The 17,601-nt window shown below is 61.8% G+C and carries 17 protein-coding genes; 13 read left to right on the top strand and 4 right to left on the bottom strand.

Features of this window, described 5'->3' with window-relative positions; all coding sequences use genetic code 11:
- Positions 1 to 4 precede the first annotated feature (4 nt).
- Positions 5 to 823 (top strand): glycosyltransferase family 25 protein, encoded by an 819-nt coding sequence (locus V9T28_RS12915; protein WP_116399342.1) that lies wholly within the window; start codon positions 5 to 7, stop codon positions 821 to 823.
- Positions 824 to 833: 10 nt separating this feature from the next.
- Here V9T28_RS12915 and V9T28_RS12910 read toward each other — a convergent pair whose 3' ends face one another.
- Complete coding sequence (locus tag V9T28_RS12910; RefSeq protein ID WP_116399341.1) at positions 834 to 1,547, bottom strand: glutathione S-transferase family protein; 714 nt, start codon at positions 1,545 to 1,547, stop codon at positions 834 to 836.
- A 236-nt stretch (positions 1,548 to 1,783) separates the two neighbouring features.
- On the opposite strand from V9T28_RS12910, the gene V9T28_RS12905 reads away from it, so the two are divergent.
- Both V9T28_RS12905 and V9T28_RS12900 read left to right on the top strand, forming a co-directional pair.
- Complete coding sequence (locus V9T28_RS12905; protein WP_116399340.1) at positions 1,784 to 2,473, top strand: helix-turn-helix transcriptional regulator; 690 nt, start codon at positions 1,784 to 1,786, stop codon at positions 2,471 to 2,473.
- Positions 2,474 to 2,671: 198 nt separating this feature from the next.
- On the top strand, positions 2,672 to 3,853 hold the full coding sequence (locus V9T28_RS12900) for a hypothetical protein (protein WP_210210407.1): 1,182 nt from the start codon (positions 2,672 to 2,674) through the stop codon (positions 3,851 to 3,853).
- A gap of 114 nt (positions 3,854 to 3,967) precedes the next feature.
- Here V9T28_RS12900 and purN read toward each other — a convergent pair whose 3' ends face one another.
- Both purN and purM read right to left on the bottom strand, forming a co-directional pair.
- Entirely contained in the window at positions 3,968 to 4,612 is a 645-nt protein-coding gene (gene purN, locus V9T28_RS12895; RefSeq protein WP_116399338.1) for a phosphoribosylglycinamide formyltransferase, read from the bottom strand.
- Positions 4,613 to 4,658: 46 nt separating this feature from the next.
- Positions 4,659 to 5,732 carry a phosphoribosylformylglycinamidine cyclo-ligase gene (gene purM, locus V9T28_RS12890; RefSeq protein ID WP_116399337.1) on the bottom strand — a complete coding sequence of 358 codons (1,074 nt, stop codon included), beginning with the start codon at positions 5,730 to 5,732 and terminating at the stop codon, positions 4,659 to 4,661.
- 195 nt (positions 5,733 to 5,927) lie between these two features.
- Here purM and V9T28_RS12885 point away from each other — a divergent pair, with 195 nt between their 5' ends.
- The 10 genes from V9T28_RS12885 (at position 5,928) to V9T28_RS12840 (ending at position 16,152) form a co-directional block, all read left to right on the top strand.
- Positions 5,928 to 6,482 (top strand): CDP-alcohol phosphatidyltransferase family protein, encoded by a 555-nt coding sequence (locus tag V9T28_RS12885; protein WP_116399336.1) that lies wholly within the window; start codon positions 5,928 to 5,930, stop codon positions 6,480 to 6,482.
- Entirely contained in the window at positions 6,479 to 7,003 is a 525-nt protein-coding gene (locus V9T28_RS12880) for a GNAT family N-acetyltransferase (protein ID WP_116399335.1), read from the top strand. Before V9T28_RS12885 ends, V9T28_RS12880 begins: the two co-directional genes overlap by 4 nt.
- A gap of 135 nt (positions 7,004 to 7,138) precedes the next feature.
- Positions 7,139 to 8,257 (top strand): AI-2E family transporter, encoded by a 1,119-nt coding sequence (locus V9T28_RS12875; protein ID WP_116399334.1) that lies wholly within the window; start codon positions 7,139 to 7,141, stop codon positions 8,255 to 8,257.
- Entirely contained in the window at positions 8,238 to 8,924 is a 687-nt protein-coding gene (locus tag V9T28_RS12870; protein WP_199499975.1) for a DnaA ATPase domain-containing protein, read from the top strand. Before V9T28_RS12875 ends, V9T28_RS12870 begins: the two co-directional genes overlap by 20 nt.
- Positions 8,925 to 9,132: 208 nt before the next feature.
- Positions 9,133 to 11,277 (top strand): RNA degradosome polyphosphate kinase, encoded by a 2,145-nt coding sequence (locus V9T28_RS12865; protein WP_245424000.1) that lies wholly within the window; start codon positions 9,133 to 9,135, stop codon positions 11,275 to 11,277.
- Positions 11,278 to 11,571: 294 nt separating this feature from the next.
- Positions 11,572 to 12,453 (top strand): FkbM family methyltransferase, encoded by an 882-nt coding sequence (locus tag V9T28_RS12860; protein ID WP_147306389.1) that lies wholly within the window; start codon positions 11,572 to 11,574, stop codon positions 12,451 to 12,453.
- 144 nt (positions 12,454 to 12,597) lie between these two features.
- Positions 12,598 to 14,127 (top strand): exopolyphosphatase, encoded by a 1,530-nt coding sequence (gene ppx, locus V9T28_RS12855; RefSeq protein ID WP_445242169.1) that lies wholly within the window; start codon positions 12,598 to 12,600, stop codon positions 14,125 to 14,127.
- A gap of 50 nt (positions 14,128 to 14,177) precedes the next feature.
- Complete coding sequence (locus tag V9T28_RS12850; protein ID WP_245423905.1) at positions 14,178 to 14,585, top strand: hypothetical protein; 408 nt, start codon at positions 14,178 to 14,180, stop codon at positions 14,583 to 14,585.
- Positions 14,582 to 14,959: an EamA family transporter gene (locus V9T28_RS12845; protein WP_116399330.1), complete on the top strand. Its 378-nt coding sequence runs from the start codon at positions 14,582 to 14,584 to the stop codon at positions 14,957 to 14,959. The genes V9T28_RS12850 and V9T28_RS12845 overlap by 4 nt, the downstream gene beginning before the upstream one ends.
- Positions 14,956 to 16,152: a DegT/DnrJ/EryC1/StrS family aminotransferase gene (locus V9T28_RS12840; RefSeq protein ID WP_116399329.1), complete on the top strand. Its 1,197-nt coding sequence runs from the start codon at positions 14,956 to 14,958 to the stop codon at positions 16,150 to 16,152. The genes V9T28_RS12845 and V9T28_RS12840 overlap by 4 nt, the downstream gene beginning before the upstream one ends.
- A 206-nt stretch (positions 16,153 to 16,358) precedes the next feature.
- Here the strand turns inward: V9T28_RS12840 and rnd are convergent, their stop codons facing one another.
- On the bottom strand, positions 16,359 to 17,531 hold the full coding sequence (gene rnd, locus V9T28_RS12835; RefSeq protein ID WP_116399846.1) for a ribonuclease D: 1,173 nt from the start codon (positions 17,529 to 17,531) through the stop codon (positions 16,359 to 16,361).
- Between the last annotated feature and the right edge of the window lie 70 nt (positions 17,532 to 17,601).

Here is a 17,601-nt window from a genome sequence, read left to right as displayed (position 1 = left end):
TCTGATGACGTCCAGCGGCGCGCCGGCGCCCACTATCTTCGAGCGCATGAAGACATTCGTCATCAATGTGGAGACGAGTGTCGCGCGGCGCGAGTTCATGATGCGCCAATGCGCGGCGGCCGGGCTCGACGCGACCATCGTCAAGGCCGTCACGCCTGCGACATTGCCGGCGCACCCCTACCGTTACGCCGCGCGCCGTGCCGAGATCTATGCCGGGCGGCCGCTGATGCCGACCGAGATCGCCTGCGCCGCGAGCCACATGCGCCTGTGGCAGCAATTGCTCGACGACCCAGACGTCGACCGCTATTTCATTCTGGAAGACGACGTCCGCATCGAGCCCGGCATCCGCGATATCGTCGCGCGGCTCGATCCCCATGCGCCCTCGCGCATCGTCAAATTGAGCGGCATGAACGAGCGGCCGATGAAGCGCGTGGAGGCGGTTGACGACGCGCATGGGCTCTACCGCATGGCCTATGGTCCGCTCGACGCGGGCGCCTATGTGATCGACAAGCCGGCCGCCAAAAGGCTGCTCGCCTATTGCGCCAAATTGGCGATGCCGATCGATGTGCTGATGGATCGCTGCTACATTCACGGCGTGCCGATCTATTCGGTCATTCCCTATCCGGCGAAGGGGATGGGCGTGTTCGATGCCAACCGGCCCGATTACGATCCGACCGATCCGCTGACCACCAGCATCGGCGTACGACCGGTGAAATACAGCCAGAGCACATCGCGCGTGTGGCGCCTCATGCGCAGTGCGGTTAAGATTCCGGCTTCGCTGCTGAAACGCTGGGCCGCATTGACGTTGCGGTTCCGGCACTGATCAGACCGTCTCAAGCCTTGACGAAATCCGGATAAAACCGCGTCATCACCCGGTTGCCATATGCGGCGAGATTGGCGTGGGCCACGGCCGCGCGCTGGGCACCGGCATCGAAGGTCTTGCATTGCGTGCTGAGTACGAAGGCGCCGACCGTCGCGTCGGCGCCGCAAGGCTCCGTGCCGCCGATCCAATCCTTGTCACCCAGGATCGTTGCGAGCGCATCGATATCCCGGCAGGCGAGTTCTGAAATTTCCGCGTCGGAATGGCGTCCCATGCCCTGGTTATAGAGCGCCGTGCGCACCCGCTTGCGGATCATCGCCATGACCGGCGGGCGTACCAAGGCGGGAATCGTCTTGAAGAATTGCGCCGGGCCATTGGCAAAATTCTGCTCCTTCATCCAGCGGTCGTAGACGATCGCGAAGTAAAGGTGCTCTTCGCACATTTTCTCGACCGCCCAGGCGAGTGCCTTCTGCTCCGTGCTCAAGGTCTTGTCGAAGTCGATGCCATAGGTCTTTTCCAGATAGAAGCGGATGAAGGTAGAATCCGGGATCAGCCTGCCGTTGTCCGAAATGTAGGGCATTTTGCCCTTGGGCCCCATTTTGTTCGGCTTGGTCGGTTTGCGCTCATAGGCGAGGCCACTCAGCTGCAGCAGAAGGTCCGCCTTCATGACGAAGGGGCTTGGGTCGGGCAGGCCAAAAGCCGGGCCAAATGTGTGAAGCGTGATCATGCCGTCGATCCCTCCGAAACGCCGCCCTCGGGCATATCTTGCCACTGCCACGATCCTGACAGATGCTGTCAGCACAATGAGCTTATACCAAAGGTCGCGAGAAGCGACCTTTGGACCGCTCTTCATTTTTCGCTATCGCCTTGAAAAGGCGAAAAATGAAGAAAGGAACCAACGGTCACTCTTCGTGACCGTTGGTATTAATTCAAGCGATCGTTGTGGCCAAGGAACTTAGAAACGTGCGGCGCGCGGAACGGCTTTTCAATCTCGTGGAATATTTGCGGCGGCACCGCCGGCCGGTGACGGCCGAGGCGATGGCCGAGGACATGCAGGTGTCGCTGCGTACGGTCTACCGCGACATGCAGGCGCTCAGCGTCAATGGCGTGCCGGTGCGCGGTGAGGCGGGCATCGGCTATGTGCTCGATCCCGGCTTCGATCTGCCGCCGCTGATGTTCTCGGTCGACGAAATCGAGGCGATTATTCTGGGCATGCAATTCGTCGCGGAACGCGGCGATCCGCGCCTTGCGACGTCGGCCGACAGCGTCATCGCCAAGCTGACCGCGGTGGTGCCGGAAAAATTGAAGCCGCTCATCGCCGACGGCGCCTTCTTCGCGCCGGATTTCGGCAAAAGGCAGGCGGCGCTGATCGATGAAAGCCTTGTGCGCCAAGCGATTCGCGAAGAGCGCAAAGTGCAGATCCGCTACACCGACCAGGCGGGCGAGGAAACCACCCGCGCGATTTGGCCCTTCGCGCTCGCCTATCTCGACCGCGTGCGCATGGTTGCGGCGTGGTGCGAGTTGCGCAACGATATTCGGCATTTCCGCACCGATCGGATTTTGGAAATGAGCGAATTGCGCGAACGTTATCCGCGCCGCCGCACAGCCTTGCTGCGCGATTGGAAACGGATCATGTCCGACAGCGGGGGGTGAATTCGCGCACCGTATCGTGCGGCCGCAATATTTGGAGGTCGCGACAAATTTGAAGCAATCTATACTATTCTATAGTTAAAAAATCGTTCATTTTTGTGTCAAAACTATTGTCGCAGAATTAAGAAAACTTCATTTGTATTAAGGCGTTTCGGCGCGCATATCTGAGGCATCTCAAGGACCGATTAGATGCTTCAAGCCATGTCTTCCGCTCAAGCTTTCGATGCGAGCGCTCCATGCCGTGTTTCTGCCGAGCGGCGCAACAGCCTTGAAGCGATCTTCCTGCATTCGAGCTTTCGCGCCTCCAGCACCTGGGTGTGGTCGCGGTTTCGCCGCATGGACGATGTGCTTGCCTACCATGAAATCTTCCACGAGATTCTCGCCACTCTGACACGGGCCAATTGCGCCGAACTGACGGCGCGCACGTGGCATTCGAAACATCCCGATGGCGCGCCGTATTTTGAGGAGTTCGAACCGCTCATTCAGAGCGAAGGCGGTGTCGCCCATTTTACGCCCGCCATGGCATTCGAGAACTTCGTGCCGCAGGGCGGCTTTACCGGGTCTTTGACGTCGGACGAGAGGACTTACGTGCGCATGCTGATCGATCACGCGCAGAATCTTGCTAGAACGCCGGTGCTAGCTGATACGCGCAGCCTGGGCCGCGTGATCGCGATCAAGGCTGATTTTCCCGGGTTGCATATCGTGCTGTACCGCAACCTCTTCCAGCAATGGTGCTCATACAGCGAGCAATTGGCCCATCACAATCCATACTTCATGGAGACGATCAAGCGCACGATCGAGAGCAGTCCGGAGGACCGCTTTTTCAAGCTGCTGCGCCAGATATTTCCGCTTGGCAGGCCGTCGCTCACCGACGCCAATTATTTCTATTGTTTCGTTCTCCTGCATCTCTACCTCTATGCCCAGGTGGCCGAAGCCGCCGACATGGTGATCGATGTGAATGCGCTGGAGTGCGACCGCTCCTATCGCCGTGCGGTCGAGGGGCAGATCGTCGACAAATCCGGCGTGAACATCGATTTTGCCGATGTGAAGAAATCCATCGCCTTCTCGTTCACGCCGCTCGGTTCAGTGGAATCGGTTTCGACGCGTCTGAGCGCAATGGTCGACGACATCCTTGCGCACGCACCGTCTGCGGCGGGGCGCGCTTTCGTGCAGAAGGCGCTTGGCGAACTGCTCGACGAATATGAGCGCTACATGTTCTACGCCGGCGCGCTCGCGAACTATGCCGCGCCCGACGGCATGTTGGCGCAGGAATTCGACAACGAGTGGCAGCAGTTGAATCGCGAGATGCAGTCGGTGTTGCAATCGACATCCTGGCGCGTGACCGCGCCGCTACGCGGCGTGAAAAACTGGCTCCGCGCATGAAGGGCTTGGGCCGCAGGCGTAAGTATCGCACTGCATGAAGGCCCCGATGTCATCCCGGGCTTGAGCCATGGCTGTCAGAGAACATTTGCGCGATGATCGCGGACAATAGGGCTTTTACGACACGATCAGCGGTGCCACACTCGCCCCGCTCCCTGACTTCACCCGGTTGCCGTCAATTGTGAGCCGCCCTTGCGCGACAAGCTGCAGCGCCAGCGGATAGATCTTGTGCTCTTGCTCAAGGACGCGCTTGCCGAGACTGTCCGGCGTATCCTCGTCGAGCACCGGCACCGCGGCCTGGGCGATGATCGGGCCTTCGTCCATCGCTGGCACGACGAAATGCACGGTGCAGCCGTGAATCTTCACGCCGTCCTGCAGCGCGCGCTCATGCGTGTGCAGACCTCTGTAAGCCGGCAGCAGGGCAGGGTGGATGTTGATCATGCGGTTCTGCCAGCGCGCGACGAAACCGGCGGTGAGCAGGCGCATGAAACCGGCGAGGCAGATGAGCTCGATCCGATGCACGTCGAGCAGCGCTTGCACGGAAGCCTCGAAAGCTTCGCGCCCAGCGTAGATCTTGTGATCGACGGCGGCGGTCGCGATGCCATGGTCGGCCGCGAAGCGCAAGCCCGCCGCATCCGGCCGGTTCGACAGAACGAGCGCGATCTCGGCCGGAAAGTCCGGCGCGCGCGCCGCCAGAATCAGCGATTGCATATTCGAGCCGCGGCCCGAGATGAAGACGGCGGTGCGCAGGCGTTGGGTCATCGAATGCCGCGAATGGTTGGAATGATCGGAGTTGCCTTAGGTCGTTTTAAAGCGCAAGCGCACCCTCGTAAGTCACTTGCGCGCCGTCAGTCACGGTGACGCGGCCGAGCCGCGCCGGCGCTTCGCCGGCCTGCCGCAGGGCAGCCTCCACCTCATTGGCCTTGCCCGCTTCGGCGACGACGATCATGCCGATGCCGCAATTGAACGTGCGCAGCATTTCATGCATGGCGACGCCGCCGGTTTGTGCCAGCCAGCAGAAGACGGGCGGAACGGTTATGGCGTTGAGATCGAGCGCGACGCCGCGTCCCTCGGGCAACACGCGCGGGATATTGTCGGGGAAGCCGCCGCCGGTGATATGGGCGAGCGCGACGATGCCATCGGTCGCTTTGAGGGCCTGTAGCAGAGACTTTACATAGATCCGCGTCGGCTCCAGCAGCGCCTCGGCCAGGGTCTTGCCGGGCGCGAAGGGGGCTGGGTCACGCCAGCCGAGGCCGGAGAGCGCGACGATCTTACGCACCAGCGAGAAGCCATTGGAATGCACGCCCGACGAGGGCAGGCCGAACACCACGTCGCCCGCGGCAACCTCACCCTTCGGCAGCAGCTTGCCGCGCTCTGCCGCGCCGACCGAAAAGCCGGCAAGATCGTAATCTTTTTCGGCGTAAAGGCCGGGCATTTCCGCGGTCTCGCCGCCGATCAGGGCACAGCCCGCCTGCCGGCAGCCCTCGGCAATGCCGCGGACGATATCGACGCCGGCCTTGGGCTCCAATTTGCCGGTGGCGTAATAATCCAGAAAGAACAGCGGTTCTGCACCCTGAACGACGAGGTCGTTCACGCACATGGCGACGAGATCGATGCCGACCGTGTGGTGAATGCCGCTGTCGATCGCGATCTTGACCTTGGTGCCGACCCCGTCATTGGCGGCGACCAGGATCGGATCGGTAAAGCCGGCGGCCTTGAGATCGAACAGGCCGCCGAATCCGCCGATTTCCGCATCCGCACCGGGCCGGCGCGTCGCGCGCACCAGCGGTTTGATCTGATCGACCATGGTATTGCCCGCGTCGATGTCGACGCCGGCGTCGGCATAGGTCAGGCGGTTTTTCTTGGGTTCGGAGGCAGACATGGGGGAACCTTTCTGGCCTTGCGATGTGCAATAAACGTAACGCTCTGGCAAGTGAATCCGGGGAAAACCGTTATGCCGCGCTTTCGCACAGGAGAAAGGGAGCACGATGTGCAGGGCAAAAAGCCGCAATTTTGCATACTATTTAACCGAATCGGCTCCATATAGAGCCGGTTAACTCTCAATTTATGCGTCCGCATGACCCTTTACGCCCTGTTTTCGGCTCTCCCCAATCTCATCACGCTCGGGCGCCTCGTCCTGGTGCCGCTGATCGTCGACATGATCGTCGCGCAGCGCTGGGTCGAAGCCTTCGCCATTTTCCTGATCGCAGGCATCTCGGATGGGGTCGACGGGTTCCTGGCCAAGCGCTTCGATCTGCGCACCGAACTCGGCGCCTATCTCGATCCGGTGGCCGACAAAGCGCTGCTTGTCTCCATCTATGTGACCCTGGCGGTGATCGGCGTGCTGCCGCCGTGGATCGCGATTCTGGCTGTGTCGCGCGATGTCATGATCGTCGGGGCTGTGGTCATCTCCTGGCTGCTTGACCAGCCGGTGCAGATCCGCCCGCTCATCGTCTCCAAGCTGAACACCACGGCACAAATCGTCTTTGCGGCGTCGGTCCTGGCGGCCAAGGCCTTCGGTATTGATCTTGGGGCCTGGTTCGATTGGTCGATCTATACGGTCGCGGCTTTGACAGTGGCTTCCGCCGGTGTCTATTTTGCGCAATGGCTTAAACACATGGGGGTGATGTGACGGCGGCGGTACATCCCGAGACGATCTGGTCGGTCCGCGCGGCGTCCAGCGCCGATTTCCCGGCGATGCGGGAGGTTCTGTCGGCCGCCTGGTGGGCGACTTACGAGCCGGTGTTCGGCGAGCGGGTCGTCGGCGACATGGTCGACGCGCTCGGCTCGCACGATCTTGCCGGCCTGCTGCCGCACAAATCTGACATCGCGCTCGTCATTGAAGGCGAACCGGGGATCGTCGGCACGGTCATCTATCGCGAACGGCCGCCGCTCGCCTATCTCTGGGGCATGTATGTTCATCCGTCTTTTCAACGGCTTGGCCTCGGATCGCAGCTGATCGAACGGGTGTGCGCCGACGTCGTCGGCTGCCGCCGGCTGGAATTGCACGTGCTGAAGACCAGCACCCATGCCTATCGCTTCTACCGCAAACTGGGCTTCCGGGATTTGCGCTTTTCCTTCGTCGACATGATCCCGGCCTGCCGCGCCGAAACGATCGTGATGAGCCGCGATCTGAAGGGAGACGTGGCTTGATGCGGGCGATACCGCGCCTCAGCGTCCGCGGGCGCTTCGTTTAATCTATTGATTTTACATCCGATATTTGCCGCTCTTGCGCCTGTCATGAGACATTGGGATAGGAAGCGGATATTTCAATAAGGATTGCGCCGCATGATTAGCCAGCGTCAGATCATCTTCTGGCTCACCGCACTCGGGATCGCGGTGTTGCTGGTCTATATTCTGCACGGAGTGCTGACCCCCTTTGCCGCGGGCCTCGTGCTCGGCTATCTGCTCGATCCGATCGTGACGCGGCTGCAGAGGCTCGGCCTGAACCGTCTCGGCGCGACCCTGGTGATGCTGCTGCTGTTCACCATCGTCGTCGTCCTGGCGTTCATTCTCGTGCTGCCGATCCTCGCCCATCAGCTGTCCGCTTTCATCGACCGCATGCCGGATTATGCCGTGCGCCTGCAAGCGCTCGCCTCCAACGAGGGCGGCAAACTGACCGATCTCCTGGGCGGCGAGTTTCTGAAGAAGTTCGGTTTCGCCAATGCGATTTCGCCGGATGAGATACAGCGCTACATCGGCGATTTCACCAGCCAGGCGGCCAAATGGCTCGGCGCCTTCGCGACCTCGCTCGTCACCGGCGGCGCGGCGGTGGTCGGGTTGATCTCGCTGTTCATCGTGACCCCGGTCGTCGCCTTCTACATCCTGCTCGACTGGGATCACATGATCAAGACCATCGACGATTGCCTGCCGCGCGACCACCGCGCGACGATTCATCAATTGTGCAACGATATCAACACCGCCCTGTCTGGCTTCATCCGCGGGCAATCGCTGGTCTGCTTGTTCTTAGGCCTGTGGTACGGCATCGGCTTCTCGGTCATCGGCTTGAATTTCGGTTTCCTGATCGGCGTATCCGCCGGCGTTCTGAGTTTCGTGCCCTATGTCGGCTCGCTGACGGCCCTGCTGCTCGGCTCCGCCGTCGCCATCGTCCAGGGCTGGCCGGATTGGACCTTGTTGCTCTTGGCGTTGGCCGTCGTCGGCAGTGGCCAATTTCTCGAAGGCAATGTGCTGTCGCCGAAATTCGTCGGCGATGCCGTCGGCCTGCATCCGGTCTGGCTGATGTTCGCGCTTTTCGCCTTCGGGTCGCTGCTCGGCTTTACCGGCCTCCTGATCGCGGTACCGCTCGCGGCGACCATTGGCGTGTTGATCCGTTTCGCCGTCTCGCGCTATCTTGAAAGCCCCGTCTATCGCGGGCATTCCGGCAGCCATGACCCAGCTCACCTTTGATTTGCCGATTGAACCGCGCTTCGGCCTCGAGGATTTTCTGCGCTCCCAATCGAATGAGGCCGCGCTCGATATGATCTTGCGCTGGCCCGATTGGGCGGCGCGCGTCCTGTTGCTGGTGGGGCCGGGCGGATCGGGCAAGACCCATCTTGCCCATATCTGGGCGTTGCGCGCCCACGCTGAACGGACGGCTGCCGCCACGCTGGCCGAAGCGGATCTGCCGCGCCTGATCGCGCCCGGCGCCGTGCTGATCGAGGATGCCGACAGGATCGGCGCGGCCGAGGCGGAACTGTTCCATCTGCTCAACCTGGCCAAGGAGCACGACACATTCGTGCTGGTGACCGCCCGTTCGCGGCCCGACCATTGGGGCTTGCGTACCGCCGATCTTCTCTCCCGCCTGCGGCAGGCGCCTGCGGTGGAATTGCATGAGCCCGACGAGGCCTTGATGCGAGCCGTGCTGGTCAAACTGTTCGACGACAGACAATTGAGTGTCGATACGCCGGTGGTCGATTATGTCGCGCTTCGCATCGCGCGCTCGCTCGATGCCGCCCGCGCCGTCATCGATGCCCTCGACAAGGAAGCGCTCACGCGCGGCCGCGCGATCACCCGGCCGATGGCGGCAGAGGTGCTGCGTCGGCTCGATGCGGCGGAAGCGATGCACGAATCCTAACAGTCGGAGGCCGATGCCGCCGAATAAAAGTTGGTCACAATTCCGATCTAAGTTTGCGTCGCAGTTGCATAGAGCTGTATGCTGTCAGTCCGCTGTCACAATGTTATACTAGTGTCATATAGGTACATGACTACAGCGTCTTTCCAAGGAGATGGCAGTGAACGAGTTGGTGAAACACGACACCCTTGATCTCGATGCCGATAAGCAGATGGCGCCGGATCCGTTTGCATCGCCGCAACGCTTCATCAACCGCGAATTGTCGTGGCTGGAATTCAACCGGCGCGTGCTTGAGGAGGCCTCCAACCGCAGCCATCCGTTGCTGGAACAGCTCCGCTTCCTGTCGATTTCGGCCAACAATCTCGACGAATTTTTCATGGTGCGCGTCGCGGGCTTGCGCGCGCAGGTGCGCGACAATGTGCAGACGCCATCCGAAGACGGCCTGTCGCCGGCGGAGCAGCTCGTGCGCATCGGCGAGCGTGTGCAGATTCTCGCGAACGACCAGCAGCAGCGTTGGGGCGAATTGCGCCAGGTCCTGCACAGCAACGGCATCGTCCTCGTCGAGCCGCGCGACTTGAGCAAGGCCGAACAGGAATGGTTGAAGGACCATTTCCTGCTCAATATTTTCCCGATCCTGACGCCGCTCGCCGTCGATCCGGCGCATCCGTTCCCGTTCATCCCGAATCTCGGTTTCAGTCTGGCGCTTGAACTCGTCCATTCGAGCGATGGACGGCGGATGAATGCACTCGTGCGCTTGCCGACCAAGATCGACCGTTTCGTGAAACTGCCGGATGCGTTCGGCACGGGCGGCGGGCGCTTCGTCGCGCTCGAAACGCTGATCCTGATGTTCGTCAACAAGCTCTTCCCGGGCTATGACATGCGCGGCTCCGGCGCGTTCCGCATCATTCGCGACAGCGATATCGAGGTGGAGGAAGAGGCGGAAGATCTCGTGCTGCAGTTCGAGACGGCCTTGAAGCGCCGCCGCCGCGGCACGGTGATCCGCCTCGAAGTGGATGCGAATATGCCGGAAGCCTTGCGTGGATTCGTCGCCGAAGAACTCGAAGTTTTGGCCGACGAAATCTTCCTTGTCGAAGGCATGCTGGCGTTGAACGAATTATCCTATCTCGTCGGCCTCGACCGGCCGGAGCTGAAATTCAAGCCCTACAATCCGCGTTTCCCCGAACGTGTGCGCGACAACGGCGGCTCGTGTTTTGCCGCGATCCGGCAAAAGGATCTCGTCGTGCACCATCCGTATGAATCGTTCGACGTGGTGGTGCAGTTTTTGGCGCAGGCCGCGCGCGATCCCAATGTGGTCGCGATCAAGCAGACGCTTTACCGCACGTCGAGCGACAGTCCGATCATCCGCGCCCTGATCGAGGCGGCGGAGGCGGGCAAGTCCGTGACGGCGCTGGTCGAACTCAAGGCACGCTTCGACGAAGAGGCCAATATCCGCTGGGCGCGCGATTTGGAGCGCGCCGGCGCGCAGGTGGTCTTCGGCTTCATCGAGCTGAAGACGCATGGCAAATTGTCGATGGCGGTGCGGCGCGAGGGTGCGGGGCTCGTCACCTATTGCCATGTCGGCACCGGCAATTATCATCCGCAGACCGCGCGCATTTACACCGATATTTCGTTCTTCACCGCCGATCCCTCGATCGGACGCGATGTCGCGCGCATCTTCAATTTCATCACCGGCTATGCCGAGCCGCAGGAATTGGAGAATATGGCGGTGTCGCCGATCTCGCTGAAGCAGCGCCTGCTCGACCATATTGCCGAAGAGACCAAATTCGCCAAGGCGAACAAGCCGGCGGCGATCTGGCTGAAATGCAATTCGCTGGTCGATCCGGAAATCATCGATGCGCTTTATGTCGCCAGCAATGCTGGCGTCAAAATCGAGCTCGTCGTGCGCGGCATCTGCTGTTTGCGCCCGGGCGTGCCGGGTCTCTCGGAAAACATCCGCGCCAAATCGATCATCGGCCGGTTCCTGGAGCATTCGCGCATCTATTGTTTCGGCGCGGGTTATGGCCTGCCGCATGCCAAGTCGCGCGTGTACATTTCCTCGGCCGATCTGATGCCACGCAATTTGGACCGCCGTGTCGAAACGCTGCTGCCGATCCTGAATCCGACTGTGCACGAGCAGGTTCTCGAGCAGATCATGGTCGCCAATATGATCGATAATCAGCAAAGCTACCGCGTGCTACCGGATGGCGGGTCGGAGCGCATTACGCCGGCCGATGGCGAAGAGCCGTTCAACGCGCATTCCTATTTCATGACCAACCCGAGCCTGTCGGGGCGCGGCAAATCGCTGAAGGAATCGAGCCCGAAGAGCCTGTCGAAGCGCTCGGTGGCGAAGGGGTGAGCTTGGCGGAAAGCCGTAGCCTATAACAAGGCCACACTTTCATCCCAGGCTTGAACCGGGATCGAGAGTCGCGCGACGGATGAATCATCTTGGGTGCTGTGAGACAGCCCCTTCTCGCAAGGATGGCGCGGTGGTCTTGGATCCCGGGTCAAGCCCGGGATGACAATCGCGGGTGTCACAAAGAGTCCGAGGTAAGGGCGATTGGTATCAGAAGATTTTCTCGATCAGCCGGCGAATCCGGATGATATCCGCGAAGCGCATCTTTGGCTTACGGGACGTGAGCCGAAAGCGTCCTTGGCCCGTGAAATTTCGCGCGACGCGAAGCCTACCCGTCGCGATCTGCGCGCAAAACTCCTGCGCACGAAAGCCGCTGTCCATGCGGCGCTCGCCGCGCGCTTCGGGGAGGCAAAATGGGTTGCCGCCGAAGTGCTCGATGGCAAGATCCTGTGGCTCAATCTGTGCGACCGCCATGTGTCGATGGGTGCCTTGAGTGGCATGTGGGAAGAGACGGAGACGCAATTCCTGCGCCGCATGCTGCGGCTGGGACATGTGTTCGTCGATGTCGGCGCCAATATCGGTTGGTTCTCGCTCGTCGCAGCCGAATGCGTCGGACGGCAAGGCCGCGTCCATGCCTTCGAACCGCAGCAACGTATCTCCGCCTATCTCGCGCGCACCGTTGCGGCCAATGACCTCAATGACATCATCACGACATACGATTGTGCGCTCTCCGATCGCGCCGGCACGCAGCGAATCGTGTGGGACCGGCACGGCGCCAATATGGGCCGCGCCTGGCTCGCAAGCGCCGGCGACGAGGCGCGCACCACGCTGAACGAGGTCACGCTCGCGACACTCGATGCGCTTCTGCCCGACGCGCATGTGGATGTGATGAAAATCGATACCGAGGGCGCCGAATTGCTGGTGCTGCGCGGCGCGGCAACGACAATTGCCCGCTGCCGGCCGCTGATCATGCTCGAAATCGTCGCGCCATTGTTGCAAAAAGTCTCGAATGCAACGCCCGACGCGCTGCATTCGTTCTTTTCCAAGCAAAATTATCGCGCTTTTGTCTTTGATGACGCAGGAACGCTTGTTCCCTTGCAGGATTCCGCCGTGCCGACGCGTTCGGATGCGAATGCGGTCTTCGTTCCGGCCGAGCGCGCGGATTTGCTACAGACATAATGCGCCATTCCATCGTTTATCCATAATGAAATGCGCAGCGGCCCTTGCTCGTGACTGATTCGATGCGGTAAATAGCCGCGTTTTTATCAACATGAGCCTCACGTGGCAGCACGCACAAAAAAAAGCAGTTCCGTAAAACCGCAGATCCACAAGCCCTCGCGGCTGACCCATCACGAGGCGCCGGGCCGGCTCAATGTGGGTAAGCCGGTGGCGATCATTGATGTGGGCTCCAACTCGGTCCGTCTCGTCGCCTATGAAGGCCTCACGCGCTCGCCGACGCCGATCTTCAACGAGAAGGTACTGTGCGGCCTCGGCAAGGGGCTCGCGACATCCGGCAAATTGCCGAAAGACAGTATGGAGAAGGCGTTGAACGCGCTGCGGCGGTTCCGCGTCCTGTGCGAGACGCTCGGCTGCGACGACGTGCATATGCTCGCGACCGCCGCCGCGCGCGACGCCAAGAACGGCAAGGAATTTTTGCAAGCGGCGGAAGCCGCCGCCGGCGTGAAAGCGGAATTGCTTTCGGGCGCGCGGGAAGCGCATTTGTCGGCGCTTGGCGTCGTCTCCTCGATCTGGCGCGCGGACGGGGTCGTCGGCGATTTGGGCGGCGGCTCGCTGGAGCTGATCGACGTGAAGGGGCACAAGCTCGGGCGCGGCGTCACTTTGCCGCTCGGTGGCCTCGCACTCGCCGACGCTTCGGGCGGGTCGGTGGAAAAGGCCCAGCGCATCGCCCGTTCCGCCTTCGCCAAAGCCATCCCGCTGGAAAGATTGCGCGGCCGCACGTTCTACGCGGTCGGCGGCACGTGGCGCGCGCTTGGCCGGCTGCACATGATGCAGCGCAATTATCCGCTGCATGTGATGCAAAATTACGTGATTCCGGCCGAGGATGCGGCCGATTTCGCCTCGCTGGTGGAGCGCGTCAGCGCCGATCAGCTCATTGCGATCGAATCGGTTAACTCCGCCCGCCGGCCGCTGCTTGCTTATGGTGCGGTCGTGCTCGAGGAGCTGATTCGCAAGGCCAAGCCGAAGGAAGTGGTGATTTCGGCCAATGGCGTGCGCGAAGGCTTGCTGTACGAGCGTCTGAAGGAGCCGGAGCGCCATCAGGATCCGCTGATTTCCGGCGCACGGGAGCTCAACATCCTGCGCTCGCGCTCGCCGCAACATGGCGAGGATCTGTGCCATTGGACCGATTCGTTCATGCGCTCCTTGCCGTTCTCGGAGACGCCGGACGAAAAGCGCCTGCGCCACGCCGCCTGCCTGCTCGCCGATATCGGCTGGCGCGCCCATCCCGATTATCGCGGCGAACAATCGATCAACATCATCGCCAACGCGGACTTCACCGGGGTCGATCATCCGGGCCGCGCCTTTCTCGCGCTCACCACGGCCTATCGGCATATGGGGTTGGAGAACGATATCAATCCACGCTTCCGCAGCCTGCTCTCGGCGCGGCAATTGGATCGCTCGCGCATCATCGGCGCGGCGATGCGCGTCGCCTATATCATCTCTGCCGCCATGCCCCATATCCTGCCGCGCACGCCGATGAAATCACTGCACGGCCGCAGGCTCGTCCTCACCTTGCCGCAGGAGTTGCGCGATCTCGCCAACGAGCGCCTGAACAATCGCCTGAAGCAATTGGCGCGGGTGATCGGCGACGAGTCTGAGGTCAAGATCGTGTGAGAGGTTGGCAAGGCCGGTTAAAGCAACGATAGTACGGCCGACAGCGACGGTTGCGCGCCCTCGCATCCTCATTCTCCAACCTGCGGCGGGACGTGACCGGCGAAGCGATCATCTATTGGCTGCTCAACCTGTTCTTTGACACGGTCGGGCAATTGTCGTTCAAGGCTGCCTCGAGCTCGGCGGATCATCTCGATGGTTGGGCGCATTGGAAGCTGCTGCTCCGCAGCCCGTGGCTGTGGCTCGGCATCGCCTCCTTCGTGCTGGAGTTCGTGTTCTGGCTGTCGTTTCTCTCGCTCGTGCCGTTGGCGATGGGCCTGTTCGTCGGCTGCGCCAATATGATCGGCGTGATGATCGGCGGGCGGCTTTTGTTCGGTGAGACGATCACGCCGCAGCGCGCGGGCGCCATCGGCCTCATCGCCGTCGGCGTCATGCTCGTCGGGTGGGGAGGGCAGGCATGAGAAAGTTCTTTCTCATCGGCTTCTTCGCACTCGTCGTCTTCGATACGATGGGGCAGGTCGGCTTCAAATTGACCGGCGAGGCGAGTGGGCCCATCCGCTTCAGCCTGGATTGGTTTGGCCTCGTGCTGAGGCAGCCCACGTTCTGGATGATTGTCGCGGCCTATCTCCTCGCCTTCTTCACCTATATGAGCCTGCTCAAGGAGGCGCCGATCGGGCCGTTGTTCGCCGCGTCGCATCTCGAATTGGTGACGGTCAGTTTCATTTCGATCTATCTGTTTCACGAAACGCTCGGGACCATGCAGTTTCTGGGCTGCGGCTTGATCGTCGCCGGGGTCGTCATCCTTGGGCTGACTGAAAAGCCGGACAATTCATGAAGCGCGAACTGCCGCCCACGGCCGGCGTGCCGCCGCATTTGCGCGACTTGTTCGCGCGGCCGCGGCAGGCCTTCACCGCCTGGGTGGCGCAGCGGCTGCGCACGCCGGAGGTCATCCTGACCACATCCGGTTCGGCCGCCCTGGTCATCGCCTTCGAATATCTGAAAACCCTGTCCGCCCGCCGCACGGTGATTTTGCCGGCCTATACCTGCCCGCTGGTCGCCTTCGCCGTCGCGAGGGCGGGATTGAAGGTCGCGGTCTGCGACACATTGGCGGACCGATTCGATCTCGACCTCGATCAACTTCGCCACGTCGCGAATGATGACACGCTCGCGCTCATCCCGACCCATTTCGGCGGCCATGTCACGCAGGTTTCGGAGCTATGCGCCTGGCGCGACACCCATGCGGCGGAAACCTTCGTCATCGAGGATGCGGCCCAGGCCTTTGGCGCGAGCGCACAAGGCGCGCCGGTCGGCTTTGCCGGCGATATCGGCTTGTTCAGCTTCGCCGCCGGCAAGGGGCTGACTCTGTATGAAGGCGGCTGCCTCGTCAGCCCGTCGGCGCGGCATCGGCAGGCATTGGCGGCGCTGGCGGCACGCCTGCAGCCTGTCGACAAGCGCATGGAGGCGCGGCGGATCGCCGAGCTGATCGGCTATTACCTGTTCTACACTCCGGCCACCTTGCCTTACGTCTACGGCTGGCCGCGCCGGCGCAAATTGGCGCGCGGTGATGTCATCGGCGCGCTCGGCGACGATTTGTCCGACATTCCGATGCACCAGGTCGGTGCCTGGCGCCAGCGCGTCGCGGCCTGCGCCTCGGAACGCTACGAAGCCAGCCGTGCCATGGCGCGCGGCGCGGCGCAGCGGCTTAAGCAAGCGCTGCAAGCGGTTTCAGCCATCAAGGTCCACACGCCGGAGGAGGGGGATGAGACGGCCGCAACCTTCCTCTTCGTCACCTGCGCCGACAAGGCGATGGCGGAGCGGATTTTCTTTCATGAGGACGCGCAGGCGCTCGGCGTTTCCAAACTCTTCGCGCTGACCTTGACGGATTATCCGGCGCTGAAGGGTATCGTGCCAGACATGCCCGTCCCGCAGGCGGCAGCCCTGGTTGAACGCACGCTAACGATCACCACCACGCCCTTTCTGACCGACGAGCATGTTGAGCGGATCGTGCGGTTGTTTCAGAGCGGATAAAGGGGGTCCGCTGCCGTGGGATCTGACGGCTCCGGGTAAGGATCTGGACCGCGAGCTTTTAGCTCGCAAGCGCCGGTACGGCGCTATCGCGCCATTGCGAACCGCGCTCGCGCGGGTTCGCAACATCTTGAATGTTCAACTCGTGCAAGCCCGAGTTGAATGCGAGCCAAGAGCCCGTAGTCCAGCGATGCTGCTGTCCTTTCGGCTCAAGCCGCGTCCTCGCCCTGGTGCTCCTGCCATTGCAACGTCACGACCTTGCCGCGTTCCACCGTGAGCGCCAGGCGTCCGTGCTTGAGTTCCAGCGCCGCCTGGCCGAACAGCTCGCGGCGCCAGCCCTTGAGCGCCGGCACGTCGGCGTCGTCGCTTTGCGCGATGTCTTCGAGATCGTCGGTCGTTGCGATCATCTTGGCGGCGACGCCATGCTTATCGGCGACCTGCCGCAGCAGCACCTTCAGCAATTCAACGGTCGCGCCCGTCGCATTGTTGCGCCGCTCCCGCTCGATCTTCGGCAAGCTCTTCGGATCGATCGCCAGCGCCCGGTGGATTGCCTCCAGAATATCGGTGCCCGTCTTGGAGCGCTCCATACCGCGCGGAAAGGCGCGCAGCGCGCCCAAAGCCTCTTCCGTTTGCGGCGCGGCCAGCGCGATTTCCACCAGAATGTCGTCCTTCAAAATGCGGGAGCGCGGCACGTCGCGGCTCTGCGCCTCGGACTCGCGCCAGGCGGCGAGTTCCATGAACATCGCCAGATCGCGCGGGCGGCGGATGCGGTTGCGGAACCGTTCCCAGGCTTTTTCCGGATGCTGTTCGTAGGTTGCCGGCGAGGTCAGGGTCCGCATCTCGTCGACCAGCCAGCCCATGCGGCCAGTCTTCTGCAATTGCCCGAGCAGCGCCACATAGATGTCGCGCAAATGGGTGACGTCCTTGATGGCGTAGCTGATCTGCGCCTCGGACAACGGCCTCCGCGACCAGTCGGTAAAGCGCGAGCTCTTGTCCAGGCTGACGTGACAGATCGTCTGAGCGAGTTCGCCATAGGACACTTGTTCGCCAAATCCGCAGACCGAGGCGGCGACCTGCGTGTCGAACAGCGGCGCCGGAATGATCTTCGCCAAATTCCAGATGATCTCCAGATCCTGCCGCGCCGCATGGAACACTTTCACCACGTTGCGGTTGGCCATCAGCGCGAAAAACGGGGCGAGATCGAGGCCTTCGGCCAATGTGTCGACCGCGACGGCCTCCGCATCGGAGGCAAGCTGGATGACGCAGACCTTCGGCCAAAAGGTCGTTTCGCGCAAAAATTCCGTATCGACGGTGACGAAGGCGTGGCCCGCCAGCCGGTCGCAAACCGCGGCGAGGTCTTGGGTGGTGGTGATCATGGTCATAGGGGAGGGCCTATAACGCAACGAAACGCGGCTGGCGAGCCTGAAAAATCCACCGGATTTGCTGATAAAT

It is taken from the genome of Methylovirgula sp. 4M-Z18, assembly GCF_037890675.1.
Taxonomy (GTDB): Bacteria; Pseudomonadota; Alphaproteobacteria; order Rhizobiales; family Beijerinckiaceae; genus 4M-Z18.
This window is presented reverse-complemented; position numbering and strand designations above follow the sequence as displayed.